This is a genomic window from Tolypothrix sp. VBCCA 56010 (genome assembly GCF_050875635.1).
Lineage (GTDB): Bacteria > Cyanobacteriota > Cyanobacteriia > Cyanobacteriales > Nostocaceae > Hassallia.
Genome location: NZ_JBPAOH010000127.1, coordinates 1 through 21960, shown reverse-complemented (window position 1 = coordinate 21960; position 21960 = coordinate 1). Strand labels below are relative to the sequence as shown.

At 45.9% G+C, this 21960-nt stretch carries 32 protein-coding genes; 17 read left to right on the top strand and 15 right to left on the bottom strand.

What is annotated here, in order from left to right; genetic code table 11:
* Positions 1–379 precede the first annotated feature (379 nt).
* The 6 genes from AABK37_RS30775 to AABK37_RS30750 all read right to left on the bottom strand — a co-directional run bounded on the left by AABK37_RS30775 (position 380) and on the right by AABK37_RS30750 (position 5132).
* Complete coding sequence (locus AABK37_RS30775; protein ID WP_432555290.1) at positions 380–907, bottom strand: hypothetical protein; 528 nt, start codon at positions 905–907, stop codon at positions 380–382.
* Positions 908–927: 20 nt separating this feature from the next.
* Entirely contained in the window at positions 928–3621 is a 2694-nt protein-coding gene (locus tag AABK37_RS30770) for a bifunctional DNA primase/polymerase (protein WP_432555289.1), read from the bottom strand.
* 348 nt (positions 3622–3969) lie between these two features.
* Positions 3970–4263 carry a fertility inhibition FinO-like protein gene (locus AABK37_RS30765; RefSeq protein WP_432555288.1) on the bottom strand — a complete coding sequence of 98 codons (294 nt, stop codon included), beginning with the start codon at positions 4261–4263 and terminating at the stop codon, positions 3970–3972.
* A 12-nt stretch (positions 4264–4275) separates the two neighbouring features.
* The gene (locus AABK37_RS30760) at positions 4276–4572 is read right to left on the bottom strand and encodes a hypothetical protein (protein WP_432555287.1); all 297 of its coding nucleotides are present in this window, start codon (positions 4570–4572) and stop codon (positions 4276–4278) included.
* A complete protein-coding gene (locus AABK37_RS30755) occupies positions 4565–4765 on the bottom strand; it encodes a hypothetical protein (RefSeq protein ID WP_432555286.1) in 201 nt (66 codons plus the stop codon). Before AABK37_RS30755 ends, AABK37_RS30760 begins: the two co-directional genes overlap by 8 nt.
* A gap of 124 nt (positions 4766–4889) precedes the next feature.
* Positions 4890–5132 (bottom strand): hypothetical protein, encoded by a 243-nt coding sequence (locus AABK37_RS30750; protein WP_432555285.1) that lies wholly within the window; start codon positions 5130–5132, stop codon positions 4890–4892.
* A 313-nt stretch (positions 5133–5445) separates the two neighbouring features.
* Between AABK37_RS30750 and AABK37_RS30745 the strand changes: the two genes are divergently transcribed.
* From AABK37_RS30745 to AABK37_RS30680, 14 genes are all read left to right on the top strand, one after another.
* Positions 5446–5958, top strand: a complete 513-nt coding sequence (locus tag AABK37_RS30745) for a hypothetical protein (RefSeq protein ID WP_432555284.1) — start codon at positions 5446–5448, stop codon at positions 5956–5958.
* Positions 5959–5974: 16 nt separating this feature from the next.
* Positions 5975–6601 (top strand): hypothetical protein, encoded by a 627-nt coding sequence (locus AABK37_RS30740; protein WP_432555283.1) that lies wholly within the window; start codon positions 5975–5977, stop codon positions 6599–6601.
* A gap of 49 nt (positions 6602–6650) precedes the next feature.
* Positions 6651–6926, top strand: coding sequence for a hypothetical protein (locus AABK37_RS30735; protein ID WP_432555282.1), 276 nt, complete (start codon positions 6651–6653; stop codon positions 6924–6926).
* Positions 6865–7506, top strand: a complete 642-nt coding sequence (locus tag AABK37_RS30730) for a hypothetical protein (RefSeq protein ID WP_432555281.1) — start codon at positions 6865–6867, stop codon at positions 7504–7506. The genes AABK37_RS30735 and AABK37_RS30730 overlap by 62 nt, the downstream gene beginning before the upstream one ends.
* Before the next feature lie 68 nt (positions 7507–7574).
* Entirely contained in the window at positions 7575–8147 is a 573-nt protein-coding gene (locus AABK37_RS30725; RefSeq protein ID WP_432555280.1) for a hypothetical protein, read from the top strand.
* The gene (locus tag AABK37_RS30720) at positions 8144–9556 is read left to right on the top strand and encodes an ATP-binding protein (protein ID WP_432555279.1); all 1413 of its coding nucleotides are present in this window, start codon (positions 8144–8146) and stop codon (positions 9554–9556) included. Before AABK37_RS30725 ends, AABK37_RS30720 begins: the two co-directional genes overlap by 4 nt.
* Positions 9557–9585: 29 nt before the next feature.
* Positions 9586–10017, top strand: a complete 432-nt coding sequence (locus AABK37_RS30715; protein WP_432555278.1) for a hypothetical protein — start codon at positions 9586–9588, stop codon at positions 10015–10017.
* Between the two features lie 5 nt (positions 10018–10022).
* Positions 10023–10295 carry a hypothetical protein gene (locus AABK37_RS30710; protein ID WP_432555277.1) on the top strand — a complete coding sequence of 91 codons (273 nt, stop codon included), beginning with the start codon at positions 10023–10025 and terminating at the stop codon, positions 10293–10295.
* A 90-nt stretch (positions 10296–10385) separates the two neighbouring features.
* On the top strand, positions 10386–10874 hold the full coding sequence (locus tag AABK37_RS30705) for a GIY-YIG nuclease family protein (protein WP_432555276.1): 489 nt from the start codon (positions 10386–10388) through the stop codon (positions 10872–10874).
* 70 nt (positions 10875–10944) lie between these two features.
* A complete protein-coding gene (locus AABK37_RS30700; RefSeq protein WP_432555275.1) occupies positions 10945–11232 on the top strand; it encodes a hypothetical protein in 288 nt (95 codons plus the stop codon).
* A gap of 10 nt (positions 11233–11242) precedes the next feature.
* The gene (locus AABK37_RS30695) at positions 11243–11608 is read left to right on the top strand and encodes a hypothetical protein (protein WP_432555274.1); all 366 of its coding nucleotides are present in this window, start codon (positions 11243–11245) and stop codon (positions 11606–11608) included.
* Between the two features lie 67 nt (positions 11609–11675).
* On the top strand, positions 11676–11915 hold the full coding sequence (locus AABK37_RS30690; RefSeq protein WP_432555273.1) for a hypothetical protein: 240 nt from the start codon (positions 11676–11678) through the stop codon (positions 11913–11915).
* Positions 11916–12258: 343 nt separating this feature from the next.
* Positions 12259–12702, top strand: a complete 444-nt coding sequence (locus AABK37_RS30685) for a hypothetical protein (protein ID WP_432555272.1) — start codon at positions 12259–12261, stop codon at positions 12700–12702.
* Complete coding sequence (locus AABK37_RS30680; protein WP_432555271.1) at positions 12683–13357, top strand: hypothetical protein; 675 nt, start codon at positions 12683–12685, stop codon at positions 13355–13357. Before AABK37_RS30685 ends, AABK37_RS30680 begins: the two co-directional genes overlap by 20 nt.
* A 323-nt stretch (positions 13358–13680) precedes the next feature.
* On the opposite strand, the gene AABK37_RS30675 is transcribed toward AABK37_RS30680, so the two are convergent.
* Both AABK37_RS30675 and AABK37_RS30670 read right to left on the bottom strand, forming a co-directional pair.
* Positions 13681–14844, bottom strand: coding sequence for a GIY-YIG nuclease family protein (locus AABK37_RS30675; protein WP_432555270.1), 1164 nt, complete (start codon positions 14842–14844; stop codon positions 13681–13683).
* A 91-nt stretch (positions 14845–14935) separates the two neighbouring features.
* Positions 14936–15535, bottom strand: a complete 600-nt coding sequence (locus tag AABK37_RS30670) for a tyrosine-type recombinase/integrase (RefSeq protein ID WP_432555269.1) — start codon at positions 15533–15535, stop codon at positions 14936–14938.
* A 234-nt stretch (positions 15536–15769) separates the two neighbouring features.
* On the opposite strand from AABK37_RS30670, the gene AABK37_RS30665 reads away from it, so the two are divergent.
* Positions 15770–15973 carry a hypothetical protein gene (locus AABK37_RS30665; protein WP_432555268.1) on the top strand — a complete coding sequence of 68 codons (204 nt, stop codon included), beginning with the start codon at positions 15770–15772 and terminating at the stop codon, positions 15971–15973.
* 93 nt (positions 15974–16066) lie between these two features.
* On the opposite strand, the gene AABK37_RS30660 is transcribed toward AABK37_RS30665, so the two are convergent.
* Positions 16067–16450: a hypothetical protein gene (locus AABK37_RS30660; RefSeq protein ID WP_432555267.1), complete on the bottom strand. Its 384-nt coding sequence runs from the start codon at positions 16448–16450 to the stop codon at positions 16067–16069.
* Positions 16451–16465: 15 nt separating this feature from the next.
* Between AABK37_RS30660 and AABK37_RS30655 the strand changes: the two genes are divergently transcribed.
* The gene (locus tag AABK37_RS30655; RefSeq protein ID WP_432555266.1) at positions 16466–16606 is read left to right on the top strand and encodes a hypothetical protein; all 141 of its coding nucleotides are present in this window, start codon (positions 16466–16468) and stop codon (positions 16604–16606) included.
* Positions 16607–16671: 65 nt separating this feature from the next.
* Here the strand turns inward: AABK37_RS30655 and AABK37_RS30650 are convergent, their stop codons facing one another.
* The 4 genes from AABK37_RS30650 to AABK37_RS30635 all read right to left on the bottom strand — a co-directional run bounded on the left by AABK37_RS30650 (position 16672) and on the right by AABK37_RS30635 (position 20182).
* Positions 16672–17568, bottom strand: a complete 897-nt coding sequence (locus AABK37_RS30650; protein ID WP_432555265.1) for a KilA-N domain-containing protein — start codon at positions 17566–17568, stop codon at positions 16672–16674.
* A gap of 147 nt (positions 17569–17715) precedes the next feature.
* Positions 17716–18072 carry a hypothetical protein gene (locus AABK37_RS30645; protein ID WP_432555264.1) on the bottom strand — a complete coding sequence of 119 codons (357 nt, stop codon included), beginning with the start codon at positions 18070–18072 and terminating at the stop codon, positions 17716–17718.
* A 4-nt stretch (positions 18073–18076) separates the two neighbouring features.
* Positions 18077–18829 (bottom strand): hypothetical protein, encoded by a 753-nt coding sequence (locus AABK37_RS30640; RefSeq protein WP_432555263.1) that lies wholly within the window; start codon positions 18827–18829, stop codon positions 18077–18079.
* Positions 18830–18937: 108 nt separating this feature from the next.
* A complete protein-coding gene (locus AABK37_RS30635; protein ID WP_432555262.1) occupies positions 18938–20182 on the bottom strand; it encodes a hypothetical protein in 1245 nt (414 codons plus the stop codon).
* Positions 20183–20930: 748 nt separating this feature from the next.
* Between AABK37_RS30635 and AABK37_RS30630 the strand changes: the two genes are divergently transcribed.
* Positions 20931–21311, top strand: coding sequence for a hypothetical protein (locus AABK37_RS30630; protein ID WP_432555261.1), 381 nt, complete (start codon positions 20931–20933; stop codon positions 21309–21311).
* 66 nt (positions 21312–21377) lie between these two features.
* On the opposite strand, the gene AABK37_RS30625 is transcribed toward AABK37_RS30630, so the two are convergent.
* Both AABK37_RS30625 and AABK37_RS30620 read right to left on the bottom strand, forming a co-directional pair.
* On the bottom strand, positions 21378–21644 hold the full coding sequence (locus tag AABK37_RS30625) for a hypothetical protein (RefSeq protein WP_432555260.1): 267 nt from the start codon (positions 21642–21644) through the stop codon (positions 21378–21380).
* A gap of 98 nt (positions 21645–21742) precedes the next feature.
* Positions 21743–21960 (bottom strand): hypothetical protein (locus AABK37_RS30620; protein WP_432555259.1); only part of this gene is annotated, 218 nt, incomplete at its 5' end.

The following is a 21960-nucleotide window of genomic DNA, read 5'->3' as shown; positions in this document are numbered from 1 at the left end:
CTCGACATACCCAGACACTTCTATGCAACTCAATTTTTCCCGCATTTGACATATTGCAGAATTTGTGGTAAATCATTCTCGACATACCCAGACACTTCTATGCAACTCAATTTTTCCCGCATTTGACATATTGCAGAATTTGTGGTAAATCATTCTCGACATACCCAGACACTTCTATGCAACTCAATTTTTCCCGCATTTGACATATTGCAGAATTTGTGGTAAATAAACACCAGTTATCGCAGAAACCCCGAAAACACGCAGTTGCAAGGCAAAAAGAGCGACTGAAGAAGTGCCGTGTGATTCTCCTGTTGCCGTAACTTTGCGGTAACAAGGGAGTGCAATGGGCAATGGGCGATCGCCGACTTACATCTAGGCTCTAGGCAGCGACCTTTTCTCGCCTTTTGGAATGCTTGCGTTTTCTACTCTTCAGCACTGGTGCGGTATAAGCATTTTTAACTTTCTTACCATCAGTTAGGGTCGCCAAGCCTCCTTTTAGCAAGCATTCCAGCCGCCAATACTCGTTTTCCTGGGCATTAGGCAGGAATCCTTTTACCGGGACGAAGAAGGCGGGTTGATGTTTGGGAGTAACTTGGAGGACGATTTGTCCGTCGCCACATGAGAAAATGCGACCGGAAACTGAAAGGTTCCCTGGCGATCGCTGGGTACAAAAACCGCAGGCGACAACGGTAAGATGCCGAAGTTTTTTAGTCTTAGGACTGAATCTGGGGTAGCCGCTTAAAATAACACACGTCCCCGCCGTTAAAAGCGGTAAGGCAGAGCGACTTCTGCTTACTACATCTAGCTCGATTAATTCGTCGTCGGTCATCAGGGCTAATGTGTTGCCATCCTCGACTAATTCGCCTTTAATGGTCGCGATGGCTTGATTTAACAATGTTCTTTCCATACTTTTCTTATTAGGCTCCTTCAAAGTGCGATAACAAATAAATCCCTGGAATCTGAGTATTCGATCATGCCATCTGCCCCAACATTCACAGCGGCGATCCCGTTGTGCTTGTCCCAGTTAGACATTGTTCCACTAGATAAAGTTTGTCCCGTAAAGTGGTTCCTAATTTCAACCGTGGAGCCAATATACAGTGCTGGATCGCCGCCGTCCAACTCTACTTGCATCAACGAAATCGGCTCATCCAATGTTAGTAAAGTTGGTGACTCAGTAGAATTATTCAACACCTCCGGGGACACCCCCTCTCCCCCCCCTGTGTGAAAGTTGTTGAGTAATACGCTGTCGTCCATAGCTGGTAAAGGGTTTAAATCCTCAACAGTACCCAATGTATCAAAAAGTTGTTGAGTATTTTCAGTAGGTTGTTGAGTATTTTGGTTTTTTTGTTGAGTATTTTGTAATCCATTGTGGGTAAGGCTTTCAGGAGAATACTCAACATTTGACACAGGGTGTGGGGGGGAGAGGGAGTCCCCCCCCTCTGTTGAGTATTTACAATCTGTTACATTTGCGTGTTGAGTATTTTTTGAGATATAAAGCGTTACCCTTTTATCACTGGGGGACTTGATGGTTGAGATAAGTAGCTTTGCTTCCATGCGCGACAACGATGTGTAGACCCCTCGCCCTTCTTCTTGACTCATCCCTAAGCATTCGATGATGCTGCGTCCAGATAATCCGGAAGGGTTGAGTCTAAGAACAGACATAATGCGATCGCTTATTGAGTTTTGCTCATTGATCACTTCCAGGTCGGTGCGTAAATATGAACTGTTTTCTGGATTAAACTCGCAAGCAATCAACTGCCCTTGCCCCTCTCTGATAAAAGCGCTAAACATTCGCTTTGGATCGGTGGGGTCGATGACCATCTTCTTGTTGTTGTTGGGGTCAGGCTTTGGTAAACAATCCAGCAGCCAAGTTCCCCATCCCGCACCAGCAATCGCACTAGATCCGCGAAGCTTGCCAACACCTAAGGCATCGGGATTCTTGCCTGTGTGGTGAATCAGAATACCTGCCGTCCGATACTGAGTAAAAAGGTTTCTCAGGGCGTAAATATTGTTAGAAAATTCTGCCGAGTTCTCGCTAATAACGCTGCCAACACTGATACTCTTTAAAGAATCAATAATCACCAGATCGGGGCGAAAATCTGCTAAAGTTTGCTCTAACTCGTACAATTTATCGATAGTCCAGTCGAAAACAATCTCCAGCCACGCGCTATCCGACTCTCGAAATCCGCGACGGATCAACTGGCTCTTAGTTGACCGTGGGCTTGCGTCGTTGGAGACGAAAAGCACCTTCCCTCTGTCGCAGCGCATCCCTAGAAAGTCACCTTCTCCCGTTGCGATCGCGAATGCAGCATCGATAGCCATCAAAGTTTTTCCTGCCTTTGGTGCGCCACCCAGAATAACTAATTCCCCTTTTGGTAATAGTTCTGGAATGAGCCAGGACAATTCCTCGCTCTCGTGATTTAGTAAGTCGCTCAGACTCATCCGCTTAAGGGCAGGACGCGAAGTTTTGCGTTCTGTCTCCTGAATCAGTTCTTCGACTTCTGCCTTGCTAATGCGATAGTGGCTGCAAATCTGAGCGCGTTTGCGTGTACGAGCTATTTTATCTTTCTCCTGTGATAAGTCCAGCAAGGCTAGGCGGAGGCGCTCATCTTCACTGTAAATCACCTCTCCATCAGCGATGGGCATGTTCTCGATTCTTCCCTGTTGAGCCTGTGGACGCTGTTTATTTAACCATGCTTGGTAACATCCTTGTAACTTTTCGTCATCCAAGCTTGGGCGCTTGGCGACCGCCTCAGCTTTACGCCACCATCCCTCAGCCTCCCCTTTCACATCAGAACCAAGAGGAGGGATGCAGTTGGCACAAAATCGTTCGTAGAGGACACAAGCTGCACCCTGGTAGTCAATGCCTAATTCGTAAAGACGACGGGCAGTGGCGACTAAATTAAGGCTGAGTTTCTGGGCTGAGTCGTTGCGAGAACCATCGGCAGCGCCATTTACAATTAGATCCAGGTCTTTGTTGCCCAAGAAAATCTCTAATGGCGGTTTGTCTGCATATTTGGTTGGGGGCTGCTTAAGCCTGGGTTCTGAGGCGCTGGGGGCAGGTTGAACGCGGTTTAGCATCATCTCAACCACCCACGTAGGACACTCGGCAATCTCAACGTCTTGGGGCGATCGCCGCCAGTGATAAGCGCCTGTTTCTGGGTGAACTGATGGTGGCAGCACTGATTGGCAGCCATCCCAGCGAAACTCTAGTTGTTGCTCCTTGCCGTCGTCACCCTTGACACCAGTTTTTAGTTTGATGGTCTTAAATATTTCCCAATATTCTGGGGGCACGAGATACAGCAACTGCCTGCGTCCGGGCTTGCCAGAACTAAAAATCACCGTGTCGGGCAACTCGCTTGTTGACATTTTCTGTAATAATTCTTCAGCTGCGTGCCCATCAGCATCAATGGCTAAAATCCCCCCCGATATAACGCCAGTGCGGATGCCGTAACCTCTAGCCCGACCTTTTAATTCGCGGACAATGGCATCTCGGCTGATTGGCGCTTCTTTCTGCCAATTATCACGGTAAGGGCGTTTGTTGCCATCGACAGGGGTTAGCGCCCAGCCCAACGGAAGTAGTTCTAAGCCAGAAATTAAGTTGATTGTTGTAGCGTTCATGTTTGCCTCACTAATTTTCCAATTTGTGGGCAACTCCTTCTTGTTTAAGCTCGATCTTTAAGATAGTATGTATGTTAATGATCGGGTTCCGATAAAAGCCGCGAAACTTTTGATCGTCGGAGTTGCCCAGTTCAATTTGTATGTTTTTTGATTACTTACTAATCCGAAGTCCCTGTTAGACTCCCATCTGGCAGGGATTCTTCGTTAAGGGCTTTCCAGATATCGTTCTTAATCGCAAGAAACAGTACAAATTTACTGACTCGCAAAATAGTACCTCTGATCGCCCCTTAGAAATGATGATTTTTAGCATAATTTGCCGAAAGCCTTGTCACCGTAAAGTTACGACAACTAGGAGACTGCGGCAGTCTCAGCTTTTTGCTTCTTTTCAAAAGTTTGAACACTTGGCTCCAATAGTACGAAGCCGTTATCGGTAGCCTCGCCCATCTTCCCGGCGATCGCCCCCACCCACTGCGGGTAATTGGTAGCTGCGTCGGTAAGTTTTTTCCAGACTTTCGGCTTGACTGTGACGCTAATAATTCGCCCATCGCAGTCAATATCAAAGCGCTGCCAGCCGTTTTCGACTGCGGTAGCGCTGGGCAGTTCGGTAATTTTTATCGTAATTTCTAATTTGCCTGGTATCATAAAACACCTTTGTTATCGATTTATTAGTCGTAAAAGAATCGCCTCCAAGCTGTTCAGAGCAGCATTGGTGGTGCGCTGATGCTCCTCAAAGTTGCGCTGATGTTGCTCGGAACTGTCGCGTAACTCTAGGAGTACATCGTCCAAGATTGCGCTACGCGCCAAGACGCGGTTTGTGTTCTCGGTTAGTTGTGCAATATCGGTGGTTAGCACAGCGATGGCTTGAGTATTTGCCGCTTGCTGGGTGGCTATGTCATCTAAAACGCGCTCTATGCGGTCTAGTCGGTCTTCGGGCTGGCTTGGGTTAATCATCTGGGTTAGTTTCTGTAATATTTACCGCGTAACCCTTTTGAACTAATGCCTCTTTCAACAATTGATTTATAGCGGCATTCTCACTGATTAGTTGATCATCAGCGTAGTTTTGCAATGCATCATTTATCGCAGAAATTAATCTAGTAGTTTTAGAAACCGTACTTTTTTTCTGCCGTGCCATGTAAGATGTCATATTTGTTCTGCTTGTATTTATATACCATGATGGCATCGCCTTTGGTTAAGTGGTGTCAAAGTGGCATCAGAATCTATTATATGGTGCGTTATTTAATATAGTTAATTGTGATATCGTATTGGTGTCATATTGCAGAAAATGGTGTTAATTTATAAGAGTCGGGGAGAAAGCACGACACCGTACCTTGATAACTAAATAGCTGACGAGTTAGACGCAATTCAATCCTGCATTGACCAACTGTATAGTGCAGCAAGTGATGCTCAAGACGGTAACGAAGTAGATAACTACCTGGGTGCTGCCAAGCCTCTAACCGACGCTTTGATGGCAGTTGCCAGGATGGGAGATGGAGCGTAGGGGCTGGTAGCATCCGCAACTACCCATCACTCGATCTTACCTGTGAACAAGGCTTGATTCCTTCCAAGGAGTAGCTAAAACGGGGTGGTATTTTGCTCTGTCCAAAGACCCCCATCAAGGTTATCGCTTTGCTGCGACGAGGTTATAGCCGACGAACAGACGGATTTTTATTTTGTCCAAAGCTCAAAATCTAAGGTATTTGACTAGTGTCCAGAAGAATGGATAGGTCGAATAACTAATTCCATGAATACTGCATAGCCCGATTCCTTAGATTTACGGAAGGCAAGTAAATTAATTACACGCTTAAGTAATAGTACGAGGTGAAAGTGGCAACAAAGGAATATTTAAGTAAGTATCGGCAGTTGAAAAAGGCTTATGAGCGTATTATTGGTAAGTCAATTGCTGACGTAACTTGGTACAGAGTCGTTGGAAAATTAAAGCGATATTTTGGCTTTGAAGTTGAAGCTTCCAGCGCTTTATTGATTGTTGAAAGTTTTGCAGATTTAAAGAGGCGATATGGGGCTTTTTCTTTCAACAGTTCAGATTTTAACGAGCGGTGGACAACGTTTAAGCACTTTTATGATGGAGAGGATATTGAGTACACCTGCAAGCAGTTCTTAGCGCTACTAGCGGAATATTTAAAGATTGATTTGGAAGACGTGCCACGCTCTACTCGTTATTACTGGTTTGATAGGGCAGGTGTAAAATACCAGGCTGACGAATACCGCCGTAGCAGAGACTTGGCACTAGTTGCTTTTGTCGCTACTAACTGGGCTATTGCCAAGCGAGCGGCAACCATGAAATCTGCTAATCCCGACGACAACAATTTAGCAGCATAAGTATAAGGAGTAAATAATGTCCAACAAGTTCACTAATAACGTCCGCGCTCGATTGTACAAAGCTAATTATCAGGGATTCACAAAGGAGGATTTTACCGAAGCCGCGATCGCTGCCGAGTGTGAAGACCTTGATAATCCGAGCAAAGAACAACTAAATCAGGCTGTCAATTACCTCATTGAAAAGCAATCAAGTAAGCTTTCAGTCACCGTAACTTTACAGCAACAGGAAGCAGAACTACCACTAGATAAGGAAGTTATTGAGGAGTCAAAGCTTGCCACCATTCCACAATCTCAAGTAGGCGAGATGGTTACAACCAAGGCGGCTGAGTTGGGGATGGTATTAAGTGAGAAGCAAGTCTTTGATATCGCGGACAGTGTTGACAGTTCCGCATCAACCTTTGATGAAGTCTTGATGCAGGTCGAAGCGGCGCTATTGAGCTATGCGGACTACTCAGCTAATCAAGTTGACGCAAAGATTGACCGAACGCTTACTAAAGTGCAAGAGCGTGTAGTCAACCGCCATGAGCAAAGCAGAGACAAGTTAGCTCAAGGTTTAACAGATATCAGTGCGGCGCTGGAGGAGAGCCGCAGCCAAACCAAAAGCCAACTCTCAGGTATCCTCTCAAGGCTCAAAGTCAGTTAATACCGCCGAACTAACGCTTGCTCAGTGTTTGCTTATTCGCTGGGCAAGGATGAGTTATCTATCAAGAATTGCTGTTAGCCTGGGCGCGATCGCCGGAGTGCTTCTACCTCTTCATTACTGGGTGTATCTACCAATCAATGAATATTTCAACTATCAGCAGTATTTGAAAAGGAAGCAAACTACAGAACAGTATGTCAGGCGAATGGAATATCAATGCAACGTAATTTTGACTGAGGATAAAAAGTATGGCTGCCAAAAATTCAATGAAGCTAAAGAATCTGGTAACTTCCAAATCCAGGAATTTAGAAAGGCAACTGAAAGGTAAATTCAACGCATCTACTAACTTAGTGGTGAGAGCGCTAGCAGGTGATAAGAGCGCATTGAAGCTAATAGGACAAATGGGAAATGATGGGGCAAGGATTAGTGAATTTGCCCCACAGGTCAAAGAGCAGATGCTAAATGCAATTAAAGGCACTGAAGACTTGAATCAAGTTCTCAGCGACATCTATAAACAAGCTGGTGTTAGTGGCGAGAAGATTGAGAGAGCGGTGCAGTCAGCAACCTTGGCTGATACCCATCTGGCTAATGTTCTTGAGGAGATGAAGCTTGATTTCACCTCAGCCAAAGACAAAGAAGCGCTGCGCCATCAACAGGCAACAGACCACTTAAAACTAAAAGCTTGGGTGGATCGGCACATGGCGGAAGTTGATGGACAGTACAAGCTACTGCAAACTGAGCTACAAACTGATATCAAGCAGCGCACTATTGATCTGCAACACGATAGAGAACTGGGTAAGTATTACCTAGAAACAGGCGACAACGCTGTTGACGAGTTTAAACCCAAAAAGCAATATGCAGGTCGCTCTATAGTCCAAAAGATAAAAGATACCCTGTTAGGGTTCTAAAAGTTAAAACCCGGAGCGCAAACTTTGAGCGGTCGCGCTTCGGGCTTATTCAATAACCTAAATTAACGATGACATACGACACTGATGATGGTCAAGAGGAAGTGGTCGGCGAAATCGCGCCAGATACGCCCTTACCAAAAGACCTGTTAGAGCATTTAGAATCACGTAAAAAACAGCGTCAAGAAATTATTAAAACAACCGAAAAGTTGTCTAGATTTTTTGTTGGCTGGTCGCTAAACTCTACAGGCTTTTTTGTAGGTAAAGTTCTATTACTAACTGGCGGTGGTGTTAATTACTGGCTTGCGGTTTCGCTGTGCTTCTCTGTGTGCAGTGTCGGCTCTTTTGCAGGGTTGGCAGGCTTTCGAGTTAATTACAACAGTGAAGGATTAGAAGTTGACAATATGCAGAATATTTTCAAGACTGCGACTGGTTTAGCCACTGCTGGGGCTGTAACTTGGCTGGCAACTAAAGATTATCAATACTTTGAGATGCTAACCAGGGAGTCGGCAGCGCAAATTAACCAGGATATTCAAACTATCGAAAAACAAAATCCACAGTTAGATCCTTGGTTAAGTATTGGGGTTGTTTCTTTTCTATTGGTGTGCGCTCTGGGAATTATTTTTAGAGGGGGGAAGAAATGAAACGCAACTTAATCGAGCTGGTTGCCGCAGGTGTTTTTGGGGTAGCCGCGATCGCGGGCTTTGCCACATCTCAAAGCAGGCAGCCTTACGACCTAACACAGATTCAGTTCTGCCCAGCGTCAAAAACTGAAAAGGGACAAATTTACCTTGATAGAACTTATTGCAACCATCGTCACTATGTCCTAACCGAGGCGTGGCGGCGCTATGGGGGATACGACAGCGTTATCCCATATAAAGGTGATGCAATTCAATGGGTGCGCGACTTGCCCACAGATAACCCTCGACAGTTAGAAGCTAGCGCTGTCGCCGTAGTTGGGCTGTGGGGTGTAGCAGGTTGCCTCATCGTTAGATCGCAGCGACTTAAGCGCACGGATTACGAAAAGAGCGAGGCTGAGAAAACAGAAGGTTACAACGTTTGGTTGATTGACGCACACCGCAGAGAGGTGAAGCAACACTCAACCCAATTGCACACCGAACGCCTCAAAGACGGATTAACCGCAATGGATATGGAGGAGCGTAAAACACTGGGACTAACCGACGAAGAAAACGAAAACGCCAAGGCACGAATTCAGTTTGAGGACTTTATGAAAGCCCGTGCTGTTAGCCACTCGGCTCAAGATAAGACTATAGCTGAGAACCTTCTAGCCAAAGCAAAAGCCGACAAGGAACGAGCCAAGACAGAGGGTCAAGTGAAGGAACCAGAGCAGGCAGTGACTACTGCCACCAGCAATTTTACCTTACCCGATGAGTATAAGTGGATCAACCAACTACTGAAGCTACCTTTTAGGGTGCTAAGTGGTGAGCAAGGCAGTGGTAAATCAACTTTAGAGCGCTTGATGATTCGCCTCCTTAAGGATGAAGGCTATCACGTCGTCGTCATCAATCCAGAGACTAATCCTGCCGTCTGGTCAGGCGTTGAGGTTTTAGTTGATGCAGAGGACATCGATGCTTTTATGGGAGCCTTCCCAGGAGATATCAGAGCGCGACAAGGTAGGGCAAGAGAGCGCCTGATCGACGAGGATGACTTTCTAACTACCTTGAAGGATGAGCAGGGTTTAAACGGGCGCGTGGCTATCTTTCTGATGGAAAGCAACACTTATGAGGTACACGGCGTTAGTCCTGACCTATTAGCAGCTTTCCTTAAACAATCGCTCACCAATATAAGGAAGTGGGGGTACACCGTTTGTCTGACCGCCCACAGCGATAATCAGACAAGTGTTAGCAGTGCTTTGTCGGGCTTTTCTAAACTATTAGATTCTCAGCCAAGGGTTGACTGCATAGCGATCGCCGACCCACAAACTAACGAGGCAGTCTCCAGCGGTAAAGCCTGGTTAAAGATGAAGGGCGTTAAAGATCCTCAACCATTGGAAGTCCCGCTTTACAACTACCCAAAAACCAAACAGTTCTAGTTACAACAACTTTACGTTAACAGGAAATCATGCTTAACCAAAACCAGATACGTAGGCTTGAAGCCATTGAACGATGGCTCAGAGAAATTCAAGACTCAGAGGAGTTTAAAGCCATTGACTACCATCCAGATTTGATGATAGGCGATGCAATTCAAGCAGTGGGCGAGTTGTTAAACGAAGAAGGCAAACCAACGACGCACATTTATTACGTGGTTCCTATGCGCGAGAAGGTGCGCCGAATCGTATTGAATGCCGCAACACAAGCGGCGTTCCTTGGTTTCGTAACTACTGGCTTTATGATGTGCGGCGCTCTATTTTGTCACGGACTCGACCGCGCTCAAAGTAAAAGCGATTGGGCAAACACTGCTAAAGCCTACGAAGGAGCGGCGCTTGCATCTACCGCAGTTTTTCTCGGTGCGTGCCTGACGGGTGCGTGCGCTAGCGCAGTAGAGGAGGAGTAGTCAGAATGCAACAACTAGAGCAAGTTTACGAGGCAACGCAACTCGAACGCGGCGCGGTTTACCAGATTGATAACTGTTTGTACCAATACCAATACTCCGACCCTTACGCCCGACCAGATCGACCCAAGTTTAAATTCTCCCCCCTCGCTGGTCAACGCAAGAAGGTGGATCTAATTTTAGGCAAAGAGAAAATCCGCAGATGTTATTTAGTACCGGGCTACCGAGCCTCGCAAGTATCAGAAGTTAGCCGTCAAGCAGTGCAACTATCACTTTTTTAGAGGGGAAGTCGCTCTGGTTCTGAGGCAGGGCGACCACCTACTTAGGATGCATCTACGCCGCAGTAAATACAACATTAAAAGGATACCAGAATGACCGCTACAGCAGGCTACATTTATTTAATTCAAGCTGGCGAAACAGACCTCTATAAGATTGGATTAACGACCAGGCAACCAGAGGAGCGACTAAGAGAGCTTAACGGCAAACAAAGCCCCTATCCATTAACACTAACCCACTACATTCATGTGGGCGACGTTAACGAAGTAGAACGCTACTTACACGAAGAGTGCAAAGAGTATCATCATCACAACGAATGGTTCAAGATACCTGCGGAATTGATACCCGAATTAATTGGATTAATGGATAAGTGCCAGGTGCAAGTTCAGCCAGAAGAAACAGTTTACCAATCTTATTCTGGCAGCACTAGCAATGATAGCTTGCCAAGTGCAATCGGCGTAATCTTAACGGTTGTAGTTGTGTTTTTAGGCTTGGTGCAATGCTCAAAGATGGCTAACCCAAAGTATGCCGATTGTATTAGTAACCAAGGCGGCAGTGCTTGTAATCGGCTACTAGCGAAGTAATCTCAAACCTTACCGCTAGCGCTACAACAATGGGCGCTAGCAATTCACCAATTAACTAATAGGAACCAACATGTACACAATCCCAGAGCTACTCAATATCATCCCCAGCATTGAATACGATCAGCGCATCTTCTTCACAGATCCAAATTATCAGGAATGGTACTTAGAGCTAGAAGAAAGCTGCGACGAAGAAACAGACGAATATTTCCCAAATGCGACAATTCAGCACTGGGAGAATTGCTATCGCTTCTCTAACTCTGTAGCAGCAACGGCGACAGAGGCAATTGTTCAGTGCCTTTACGATCTGGACTTAATTAGCGAAGAAACCTACTCACAGTATCAAACATCAAATTATTAGGAATAAACAAATGTTCAAAAGCATTTCAAATCACGAATCCGACGCTCAACCATTCATCGCTCCAGAAGAAATGGCGCTACTTCCTCACAATAAAGAAGCCTCTAACTTTATCGCCCTATCCCAAAAACAAAGGCTAAACGTACTCGAAGCTTTGTTACTCGAACGAGTCGCCAACGACCAAAACTGTGATGATGTCCTAAACGCCATCGACATGTTGAAACCGTCATCAAAGCAGGCATCAACTAACAGAAACATCTCCCATACTGAGCGAGATGGGCGACATTCTAAAGATGGCAACAGTAGCCGGGTTGATGATTGGAGGGGCAATGCTGGTCACTCTAGCGGTCAATCCGCGCTTTTGCGGAGAGCAGAATAGTAGCCAGTTTTGCGATCAAACTCGCTCAGTCTATCGGTATTTTGTAGAACCCAAAGGAGAATAGATCGTGTTTACAGCTAATCAATTGAAACTGTTATTAAAAGCTCAAAGCGGCGACGATTGGACACCACAATACTTCATTTCTAGAGTCGAGCAGTTAGGCGACAGCATGGATATTTCCCCTATTGATTGTTACAACCTTTTGGATTGGCTATACACTCTAAATTACGATCAGACTTGTACTTTGCAACTGGCTTTAATCGGCTTCCTAGACCTTCCGCAATACAAGCCAAATATAGAAGTTTAGGATAGCGCCACGCCTCATAAAAAAGCCCTCCAGTACTCGATTGGAGGGCTTTTTGCTAGACATAGATCCGCCACGCGCAGGCGGTGCTTTGGGAAGAAAAGAGCTAACATCCATATCATATCAGCTTGCGCTCATCTGTACAACACTGGTAAAGTCTGCGTATGGCTACCAAGTCATATGTGCGTTGCTAGCCATTAATCAAGGATTGGTTTTCAGTCATCGTAACTTTACAGCAACAGGAAGGGCGATCGCCTAGTACTTTGTTAAGTTAATAAGGTGAACACCAAGGGAATTTATGCAGAATGATAAAATTTAAGCGCGTCCGAACTTATACTATCTCCGGATGAATCAACAGCAAAATCCTCCGCCATCTCAGCCCGGTTCAACTTCTGGCAGTCAACCTGTGCAGATGCAGACGAAAATGGGTAAACGCGCAGAAAAGTTTTTGATGAACATCTGGGAACCTTTGGATGTGCTAGGTAAAAGCTTGATGGGGGATTACTGGAAAACTGTTTACCTGTCGATTCAGGATGCGATCGCCCTCTCTGTTCTTCTACAAATCCCAGACATAATCGGGCGTTGGGTTCTAGGTAAAAGTTTTTCTGATTTTACTGTTTGTCTTAGCGAAAGTCCGTGGGGCGCGTCACGTTATGCCTGCTTTATTATAGTGACATCTGATTTTCTTCAATGGATTCTCATTGCAGGTCGGATAATTGGTCGATTTTGGGCAGACTTCAGCGAGATGAGAACAGGAAGAGGAGGAGGGCATGGCTCTAACCAGCCGTAAACATATTAGTCTTTATGAGGAAGCCAAGGCTGGACTGAATTCATTAGTCAAGCAAACGGCTATGGTTGGTGCTGGTTTCCTAGCCATGCTGTTATTAACTGGAGGGAACCCACCAGGTTTTGTGGTTGGTTTGAGCGTCTGCTTAGGTATTGCATTTGTTGCTTGGAGTGAAAGAAAGAGGTTTATAGACTCCAAGGAACTACATACCGACACTCTCAAAGGCGTAGCTCCCAAAAAAGCAGTTGTTGTACAAACTGAAGTAAACAATATGTACCAAACAAGTAACAGGACTTTTTATTCAGAAGGAAACTTTGGTATTGGTGTTAATAAGGGAGAAGTCCACACTGAAAATTTTGCTGTAAGGCTTAAACAAGCCCAGCAAAAGCGTTTGGCAGAAGCCGCAGCAGAAATTCAGCAATTGCTTAGACAGTTAGAGCAATCTTATCCCATTGATACGACTACTGGAAAAATGATTATAGCAACTGAAGCTATTAAACATATCGAAAGTGACCCTGCTTTGAAGAAACGGGTACTCAGTGCGCTAAAAGCAGGTGGCGTTCAAGCCTTAGCAGAATTGCTTGATCATCCGGCTGCTAGTTTTGTCATTGCCGCTTTGCAAGATTGGCAGAGGATGACCACGGAAGACTTATTATAGTTATTCTGATTTTAAACTAACCATCATAGAAAAATTTCTATACATCAAAGTAGATCAGATATCTTCTGTGCCATTTGTCGCTGCAAGTCTTGGCGGTTGTCGTCGTACTTAATCAACGTTTGGACATTGGCGTAACGGCTGAATTTGTTGGTTTCGCGGTGGGGTGACATCTTCTTGCTGATACCCGCTCGTTTGCAGAGATTATCGATCAGCGCCCTAATAGTTTCGCCTGTTAAACGCTCGTCCTTCGTCTTGTGGTAAGAGCAGGACTTAAAAGATTGCCCTAGCCACCACAACTTTGTTGCGGTGACTAGTAAGTAAGCCTAGGCTGCTCGCGCTTTCTTTCCTACAATTTTTGATTCATCAATATTGAAGTCAGGCTTACCTTTAGCAATTTCCAAAAGGTCACTTACATTCAGGGACTCAGGATAATCGCCTTGATAGATATTTAAAACATCTTCTGGGGACACTTTAAACAACGCTGATTTAACGTTATCTAGCATTTGTTGGATCTTTGTTAAGCGCTCTTGCCTTACTCTTTCCAGCGACGGAAAAAAGACTTGATCCACATAGGCGATCGCGGCGTGTGGAAAGCACAGCCTGTCTTCTTTGCCTCCATCCCACCCAATTCGCCTGGTTATACTTCTTAGTGCTTCAGAAAGAAGCTTTCTATCTGCAACCAAAGCATCAGCGTTAGCGCGTCGTTCCTCAGTGCCGTCGTAGTAAAGAATGCTGGGGGGAAATTCGCCCATGCATTGTTTGTGCTGATAGGTGTACATGCCTTTTTTAGTATGTAAGTTATACTCGCCGTTAAAAGCAACGTCCCAGTAAAGAATAGGTTCAATGCGAAGGCGATCTTGAAGCTCTACGGATTGTGCAGTTTCCCCACAAACAAATACGTTCCAGCTTCGCCAAGCCAACCCCCAAGAAGAGTAATACTGCTCTTGTTTAGTTGATGGGGCACACATAGGGTGCTTGCTCTTACCTTTATGAAAAGCCAACCCATACTTTGCACTAAGCCTGTCGTATCGGGCGTTCACCCTGCGTCGCTTCTCTTGCCAGATGTATTCTTGATATGTAATCTCGCTGTCTCTATCTGGGAAACAAGTATATTGATAAAGCCTCTGATTAGGGTTCTGGCTCATATCGCACTCCGTCGCGTCTTGCGGTTGGATCTCATTGAGTTCTGGGCAAAGTCTAAGAATCCAGTAAGCCTCCCTTCTCAGGCAATCCTTGTAGTCGCACACTTCTAAGACTATCGCCCCAACAAAGCCATGAAAGCGAAAGGCGTGCTGCATCAACTTAGTATGAGTGTTAGTAGTCAAGGCGTACAGGTGCTGCCGGACTCTGTTTTTGATATTGATAGACGTGCCAATGTAGCGAAACTTGCCAATAGTCAGCATGTACACTCCTGTAGCTTCTGGCAGGTAAGGCAAGAAGTGTTCCCAATAATCTTTGACGTTCAATATCGATGTTGCTGGTATCATTTGTCTTATCCTTCAAATTGTGTAAGTTTGTTGGTGTGCTATAGGGTTGAGCCTCAGAAACTAGCCCTATAGTACCTTTGAACTGAAATTCTTAGAGGTCATTCCAATCGAACTTTAAAAAGCGGTCGCTATTGAGCTTCGTATACTTCTCGGTATATTTGATATCGCAATGACCTAAGAAATCTTGAATTTCTCTCGTGTTGTAGCCATTGTTTACCAAATAGTAACCGCAGGCATGACGCAACATATGAGGATGAACCTTGATCGTTAATCCTGCCTCTACCGCCAGTCTTTGTATAAGCTTGCGAACCGCGTCGGACTTCATAACCTCGTTGCGTTCCGACACAAAAAGATAGCGCCCGTCAGGGAACTGTTCGCGAAGTTGCTCCAGAGCTTGATATTCATCATCTCTTAGGGGATGTTCGCCAGAGATGCTACCCTTCTCCCTGCTGATGTAAATGGTTCTCTCGCTCCACAGAACCGCGTCCCACCTTAGTCCACATTCCTCTCCCACCGTTTCACCAACTCTTAGCCCGTGGCGAAACATCATAAGGATTATTGCATAGTCCCTGTGGGCATACCGCGCTTTGCGAGTTTTTGCTGCATAGATGAGCGAACGCACCTCGGTAGGGGTAAGATGCTCTCTAGACCTGTAATGTTTGTTTGGCTTTCTTTTTGGAATTACTAGCATTGGGTACTATTACTTAGTGTCCATTCTAGATGTTCAAATATGGACAGTTCAATTGACCACAACTCCCATTCTTTCGTTCCCGCCTTCTCTTAATAATTTCTGCTTATCAGTCGCTCGCCACAAAAGTACCAAAAATACTCGATTGATAGTCCCTGCTTATGATAGCGCTGATAGCAACATCTACAACCGCGACTGTAGTAAGCTTGTACTAGTACCTGATAGCACTGATATCTTATGGCGGCATTACCGATGGTTGGGGCGCGATGCCCGGTAGAATGGCAGCAAAAGTTTAGGGCGATCGCCCAGGCAACCGAGAGAAGCGAGGCGGCGGTAATTCGGGAGGCGCTAGGGCGGTACTTGGGGCTAGTTGACCCCAGCGCGGTTAAGCGAGTAATCGATGACCATGAGCAACGTTTAACCAAGTTGGAACAGCGATAGTTTGTGTTCCCGGACACTAGCGATGATAGAAAATGCTCCTAGTTTTGGGTTAGGAGCATAGAATGTTTAATGATTAAGGGTTGGTTAAGATACTCAGTCAATATCTGGATCAAAGTCGTCAACTTCTACACTTTCTGGTGTAAGCTCATAGCTATCAAAGTTCTTGATAATTTCGCCACCTTCAATGTCAACTTGAACATCACCCGATATACTGCCCTGCGGATACTCATAGACAGTCCAGGTGATTTCACGACCGCTAAAATCACGACCAAAGTGATAGGTGGCTGAGTGGGAAACTTCAGCGCCCATTGGTCGGTCTGCGTCTTCTACTTCCGTCTCCCAGTCCAGATCATTGCCTGTAATTTCAACGGTCTGAATTTTCTCATCATTATTTTCATCTTCGTTTTCGTCCTCGTCTTCGTCGGTGAATTGAATAATGGTAACGCCTGTACAAATAATTGGTTTCCAGTCAGTCATGATGTAGTCCTTAATATGGTTGTGGATCAGGCAGCTTTTAGCGACATCAACCAAATTGGTCGCTGTCACCGTAACTTTACGATAACTAGCGAAGGTTTAACCAAGACCGGACCCACCCTTGAACCTCGGCAAGGTAGCGATACTTTCCTCTACTAACAATCGCCTGCTGTGGCAGCAACCCGCTCTCAACCGCTTTCTTCAAATCCAGGGCGAGGTGACAGTTAAGCGCCTTTGAGCAGTCGCCCAATCCCCGCTTTGATGCGGTCTAGTAGATTGGTGGGCTTTTCTTGTTCTTCTGGCAATTGGTATTGGTTAAGATACTGAGCATGGTTCTGTGCAGTATCCGCGATCGCGCTCTTGATCTGAGTATCGCCATCACAGCCACGCCGCTTAATCTCACGAGATTGCAAATACTGCAACGAGGCAAGGTGGGCTAACTCTTCGTCGGTCATGCCGTCTGCGGCGGTCTTAACTCCTAACCGTTTCTTGATTTCTTTAGGGAGCAACCCTGTCACCGCCAAGGTGTTAATCTGCGGGAACCAGGAGAGGATATGACCGCCATTGCTGCCGTGGTTCAGGATTTCGCCTTTCAGGGCGTTGTGAGACTTTGCGGCTAATTGGCGGTTAAGCAGCCAGGTTTGTTGTTCTGGGGAATGCCGATCTATCAGTTCAGCAGTCAAGGTTACATCACGCTTGCCAATGCGCTCCATCGTGTCCAGCACTTGAATGTGAAACTTAGTGCTGAGGTATTTTGCGTAGGCGATCGCAAGCTTAGGTATTGCATAAGTACCGCCTGTACGTCCTACCGAAGACCTGATAATCCCTGCCTCTTTAGCAGCTTGTCGTACATTGGATATCCATCTTTCTAGCGCTCTGCGGTCTTTTCTGCTGAATCCAGGTTTGCTCGTTTTAAATACCCCTGCATTCGGGGTATTTAATTGGATCATAAGTTCTACAAGTAGTTCAGTCGCTTGATCTATATTGAGCCAGCTATCAACATCTTTACTAGGATGGCTGCCTGTCGCCTTCCACATGTCAGTAAGACAAATCAAATCTGGGTTGGAAGGTTCGCGACGGATGGGGTAGCCTTCGTAATCAAAAAGAGTTAAATCAGTCATGATAAAAGTTGCTCCTTAATCTGTCATGAGTTATGGGGTAAAGCGAAGGTTACAGCGCTTCCTTCTGTCTGAGTTGTCGGCGCTGAACTTCGCTTTTGACTGGTACAAGTTGCCGCTCCGTGACAGATTGTCACCGAGCCTCGACGATTACTCGCCGTCGTTGAGTTCAGAAGGTCGGTTAAAAATCCGGTTCACCACCAAGAGGTGTTTCTGCTGCCAAAGGTCAGAATTAGAGCGATCGCCCTTCACGAAATACAAAGCGCTGAGGAATTGGCAGCAGCCGTGCTTACCCGTGATTAAGTCGCAAACCTCATCTAGGCAGGGGTCGTAATCAGTTTCAGCGCGAAGCTCTCTCAAATATTGCCGCTTGCCTGTATCTTCTTTGTCAATTGCTATACAGAAGCGATAAGCAGCATGGATGCACCGGTCAATGTCCCATTTTTGAGTCAGGGCGATCGCGGACTCAATGGCGGACATGCGGTAATAGGCGTTGTTGTCTGACATGATTTTAGTTTTGGTGAGGGTTGGTAGGGTTAGCAGCTTTAAAGGTGACGAGAGGCGATTCTTCCTCAAACCCAAAGTCAAGGAACAATTGGATATAATCAGGCTCGGCTTTCCAACAGGGTCGCCCAATGCCTCCTTCCCATCGGTGGGATTCGGTATCAATCCAGGCTTTACAGGCTAGCTGTGCCGCGTCTAAGATAGCGCTAGGCTCGCAGTCCTCCAAGTACTCATAACCGTCGTCGTGGTACTCAAGCCTACCCAGCTTGTAGCCATCAGACAAAGCGAAGAAAGTTTTGCAGATATCTGGCACTTGGGCTTTTAATACTTGTTTGTCGCTATCCAGCAGGGCTAATCTAGTAGGAGCTAGAAATTCGATATCAGTGCCGCGAATACGCCGATATTGAGGTTTAAGTCCGCTGATGCCGCGATCGCGCTGAAAGCCATAAACTAAGCTTTCGATTTTGTCTGATAGCTTGCACTTGGTTAGGTTCTGGGCTACAAGGAACTGCCCGAAGGTTTCGTAAGGTTCGCCATCGATTGATTGAGGCTGCCAACCTATTGGGTTAGCGACAAAGCATGTGATAGCTTGATTCTGGGCTTCGGTACATCCCGCCAACGCTAGCCGAAAATGTAGATCCTTAAGCTTGGGATAACACAAACATTCTTCAGGGTTCGCGTATTCGGCAAGCAGTGCTACTAAACCGTCCTGGGTAGTAAGGGAGGGATACTCTCGTAGAAGTTCTTTGAAGGGTGACATATTAGTTGTCCTGTGTGGTTAATTGATTTGTTAGAGGTTTGACCGTTAACCCCAAAGGTAGAGTAAGACAGAATACCTGTCTCACTTCTTGTCACTGTTGCCGTAACTTTACGATGACAGGCTATTTGCCAGCCAAGGTCGCCGAGATGGGTCAAAGTGGATTGCCTTCAAATAAAGAAAGCCATCGTATTGATCGCCATCCCACTTTGATAAGCAGACCGTAATCTCATCAGGGTCTAGGCGATCAACGTGTCCCCCAGAATAGCCATCCTTGCTAGGTTTCCAATCAATAGATTGTGCGTAAATCCAAGCGTAATCAGCCTCGGCTACCGCAGTCATGAGGCAGAAATCATCTGGCAGCCGCTCTAGACTTTCGTCGTCATTACTACGGTAAACCTCGTAGTCAGATGTCAGCGTTTGGAAATACTCAGCAATTCTGGGCGCTTCAGCTTTGAGAACGGCGCGATCGCTGGGGAGTAATGCCATCTGATCGTTGTAGTCGAAGTACTCAAAGAGCCTGTCTTTAACAGCTTTTGAGCGCTTCTCTAGGCTGGAAATTCCGTGCAGTTGCTGTAGATAGTTAAGATTGTCGCGGATCGTGTGATATTGACAGATAGCTGATACTGCCTCACCTCCCAGTAAGTTGCCAATATTCGAGTAGAAATTAGCGCCCTTCTGCATGTCTTTGGGGATATCACCGAATTCTTCAGGCGAGCGAACAATACGGTTAAATAACCCGATAGTTTCAAGATCGTGACCTGCTAGCCCGTAAAAGATGGGGTCGCTAAGGATAAGCTTCTCGCTAATACTGCGGCGAATACTTGCTCGCCAAGCGCAATCCTTGAGGATTCCAGCGATCCATTCGGCGTTAAGCTCGTTGCCATAAGCCGTACCAAATTCTAAGAGGATAGCGATTGATCGCTCGGTGTATTTGTTAAAGCTGGGCGGCTTCTCTAGTTCCAGCGGCAAGTGGCAGTAAAAACCCTCTTCTGCTGCCTTTTCTACATCTGCGCGATCGCCGAAGTAAAATTCCTCGTTGGCTGCGTTGAAATCAGGATCGTCGCTCGTGGGAAGTTCAACAATCTCGTAACTAAGTGTTGGTAGCTCGCTCAGAGCAGGCGACTCATTTACTGTCTCAATTTCTGCGATTTCTGAGGTAGTAACCTCTGGTTCGGGCGTTACTTCCTCAACTTGCGTCGCCAAATAATCTTGTAAATACTGGCGTAGCTCATTGATATCAGCTTTCCGCAAGTCAATAGCGCGTCCAAATTGCTCGCGTACTGCCTTGACAAGGCTTTTTAATTGTTCCTTGGTGGCGTTCTCTATGTCGGTGCTAAAAAGTAGGTCTGTCATGGTTTAATAATCCTTGGTTAATTTAGGTTAACTAGGCATCGCTCATTCTTTGCGGGAGGGGCGATGTTTTGGTGTGTGGGGCGTTTGCTTACCCACACTACCTAATATAACACCTCCTTTTAGGTTGTGTGGATATCCTATATACTAATTTTGGGCTATTTTACCTCATGTGTATTAGCTGTGCTTATGTTACATAAAAGGTTGTGTGTAGGTGCTAGTATTAGGAAGTCCACACTAGGTAATAAGCTGATATGCCACAGAAAGGGAAAAAGAGTATTAGAGGAGAGGGAGATTTATATGACTCTCCCAAAAAGCGTTACAACCTTATGCTGACTGAAGAAATCAAAAAAATAATGGACGCAGTTGCGGAGGAAGAAGGGCTTAGTACTAGTGAGTTAGTAGAGCGCACGTTTAGGCAGGCAACTATCGCAAACGCGGATAAAACCCCAAAAACAACACCCGCCTAACTAATTTAGAGGCAGTTGAGCGGGTGCGTGAATACATAATTGCCAGAATGCCAGTACCGTGGCGCAAAATGATATCCCGGCTGATCAACGAAGCGATTGACCGGGTTCTCTAACAAAAAGCCTGCCCCGCCAAGTGGCAGAGCAGACACTCTTTGTCAACGTAAAGTTGCGGTAACTAGTACGGGAATACTAGCAACAGCGCAACCATTGTAAAATAAGGGTGTCCTGGAAGCCTGCAAGCAACCGGACAAAAGAAGACTATAACAAACACTAAAAACATCATGACACAATTAACGACCGGACAACCAACTGTTGACGCAATTGGTAGGATGAACTTTCTGGAAGGAAGCTACGTACCTCATACCTGGCTTAAGCATTTAACCTATACCACCAAAAGAGGCATATACACTCATCACCTTGCCGTTCTTTTGCTTGCGGATATAGTTTATTGGTATCGCCCGACCGTGGTTAAAGATGAGCAGACAGGCGAGATACTGGGCTGGAAAAAGAAGTTTGATGCCGACAAGTTGCAGCGTAGTTATGAGGCGATCGCAGCGCATCTAGGCTCGACTTACAAGCAAGCGCGGGAGGCTGTTCTATTTCTCAAGGACATTGGGCGGCGGAAAATTGGCTACACCCAAAACTGCACCGCTGATCTGTAGCCAATTTTTTTTGGGTTGTCGCCCAAGTGTAGCCAACGCAACGCCAATCGTATGCGTGGAGCAGGTTTAACCTTTGTAAGCGCCTTCAATTTGCCGGAGTCGTTTTTGACGGGCTGTGGCGATCGCCTGAGAACCACCAGTATTGCTTTGAGCAGCAACCAACCCTTGCCAAAGCCCCTCCAAATATTGTGGATTGGCTAAATCCTCATCAGAATACGAACCGTGGCACTTTAAAAAAGCGCGTTTAATTCTTGATCCACAATCGTCGATGATAGTTTTGACAAGCTTTTCGTCGCTAAAATCGAGTAATAACCCGTCTACGCTTATAAGCATCTGCTTTCCTCTTGTTATCACAACTTTACGTTAACTAGACAAGTGTTGCTTCTATTTCTGCTTGAAGACGATCGCCAAATCGAGTTTTCTAGGCATAGTCATCGTAAAGTTACGCTGACAGGAGCCGCAGCCAATTTGATGCTAGTTTCTGCCGACACAATCCGGGGTAAAACCAGTACGGCGGCTGAGAACTCTGCGCCTTCGGGATTGGCTGCGATCGCCGCTTTGAACTCTGCCAGTACTTCTAGGTATTGGCTTTGAGCCTCTAAAAATCGCTCTAAAACGGGTTCAATTTTGGTTCTTGCTATTACATATT